Consider the following 2202-nt stretch of genomic DNA (forward strand, 5'->3'; position numbering starts at 1 on the left):
ATATTGGTCGATGAGTACGGTATTCCGTTTTCAACACCAGACACGACGCCGATGAGTCTGGTCTCAAAGAATGTATACAACTTTGGTGGAAGCGGAGGTGATATTAATTTGGCTGTATCCGTGTCCAGCCCCTTTGTTGTCGCCTTCAAGTCCGATGTAACCGGTGTTTATGGAAGGCTGAGTAATAATAGTGGTGCATACACACTCACGGTAGGCAGGCTTGCTGGTGGGAGTGTGGGAAATGTCACTGTTTATATTTTTGGTATCGTCATCCCTCAGCCCAAACCGGCGTGGGGGATAGCGATAAACAATGCTCAGGGACAGTGCATACTGACCAATGAAACGAAGGTCATGAATCCACCTATCGCCGTTGGAACGCCGGGTAATCCGGCCAACCTTGGGTACAACATAGATACCACACTCAGCGGGAATTACGCGGTAATGCCGCAGATGACTGGCTTAATGGTAGGTGTCATTCATTCCGGGGGTGCAACGCGCCCTTTCCAGTCACCCATTCAGACCTATGCATACTTCAACGGATCAAGCACTCGATTATCCTCTACACAGACAGTCAGTCCGGGAGGCGATCAGCTTGAGAATGTTGGCTATTCAAATTCAAACGACATGATATATGCAATTGAGGTATCCGCTTATTAATCAATGCATTGTGGCCTACGATCGTTTTTAACGATCAATTTCTATTAATTGATCTATTAAACCAATTATACCGTCATAAATATCGTTGTTATCGTTCCGGTATCAATATTCAAGGGACAGAAAAATGACAAAAATTATGATGGCAATTGGTCTGGCGGTTTTGGTCTCTGGGTGCTCAGGCATCCTTGAGAAGCAGCACCCTGTCTGTAATGGTACGGCGCTCATTGGCGGGCAAGAAACGTCGGTGCAGATTTATGGCGTCCGTCAGGTCGCTAATCAAACTCAATATCAGGCTGGCGATCCGTTCGGCTGGCGCTGGGTCAGTAAAACTAATTTCATCCGCACTACGTGCGATAAATGATGCAACCCTAATAATCTAAAACCCGCTCAGGCGGGTTTTTTTATGCCCGGAGAAAAGCATGTCAGCAGGCACAATTGCATTAACCAACAACTCAGCGGCAGTGACCGGTACCGGTACAGCTTTTACTACAGATTTAAAAGCGAGTGACTTCATTGTCGTTATTGTCGGCGGTGTGACTTACACGCTTGGCGTTAAAACGATAACCTCGGCAACAGCATTAACGCTGATAACTGCCTATGGTGGCCCGACGGCTACCGGTAACGCATGGACAGCGGTACCAAATGCGACGCTGGTAGGCATTACGGCTCAGGTCGCAGCCGATGTTGCAAAAGCCATTCGCGGTTTGAATCTGGACAAGGCCAACTGGCAACAGGTATTCAGTGGAACGGGTACAATCACGGTGACGCTGCCCGACGGGTCTACTTATACCGGCCCTGCATGGAGCAACATCACGACGTCATTGGCTGCGAAAGCGGCTAAAGGTGCTAATGGAGATATTACGTCACTTACTGGTTTAACGACTGCATTGTCGGTTCCTCAGGGTGGTACTGGGGCCATGACACCGGCGACAGCGCGAACTGCTCTGGGCATAACACCAGCGAACATAGGTGCGCTGCCTACTGCTGGCGGAACTATGGCAGGGACGGTTAATAGCACTACTACGGCGGGAGGATTTGTTAAACTGGCAGCTGGTCAGACCGGCGCAAATCCGATCAACACCCTCGGAGCATCATATCTTAACGCCAACCAGTACATGACAATTGATGTATGCGGAACAAGCACCAATATCTTCACTCGCCTTGTGACATGGAACACATCCTTCAAAGTATTTGGCTTCTATGACAACGGTAACGGTACTTGCGACGGTACATGGGTCGGCGGCTCAGACGAACGGTTCAAAGGAAATATAGAGGACTTTACTGATGGGCTCGTTGCTACCTTGAGCTGCAGGCACGTTACGTACAACAAACAGGACGGTAGCCGAGAAATCGGCGTCATTGCCCAAGATGTTGAGAGATTTGCGAGCTGCGCTGTAGTTAATCTGGGGAGAAAAGAATTTGGCAACAGTCGCGTTATCGAGGACTTTAAGGGGCTGAACACAGCCGGGTTCGCTGCAGCCGCACATGGTGACGCCATTACAAGCCTGTTCGAGTTATTAGATTTAGCTCTTAATGATCCAGACT

3 protein-coding genes are annotated in these 2202 nt (G+C 49.1%); all 3 read left to right on the forward strand.

Features of this window, described 5'->3' with window-relative positions:
* The coding region (locus tag AC1DUO_RS24250) for a hypothetical protein (protein ID WP_477989144.1) at positions 1 to 657 on the forward strand (657 nt) is incomplete at its 5' end.
* 124 nt (positions 658 to 781) lie between these two features.
* A complete protein-coding gene (gene cor / locus AC1DUO_RS24255; RefSeq protein WP_013577768.1) occupies positions 782 to 1018 on the forward strand; it encodes a phage exclusion lipoprotein Cor in 237 nt (78 codons plus the stop codon).
* Positions 1019 to 1076: 58 nt separating this feature from the next.
* Positions 1077 to 2202 (forward strand): tail fiber domain-containing protein (locus AC1DUO_RS24260; RefSeq protein ID WP_477989146.1); only part of this gene is annotated, 1126 nt, incomplete at its 3' end.

The organism is Rahnella sp. P4_A8 (genome assembly GCF_056402435.1).

Coding starts and splice junctions, on each gene's coding strand:
- cor (WP_013577768.1), top strand. CDS start 782: ATGACAAAAATTATGATGGCAATTGGTCTGGCGGTTTTGGTCTCTGGG.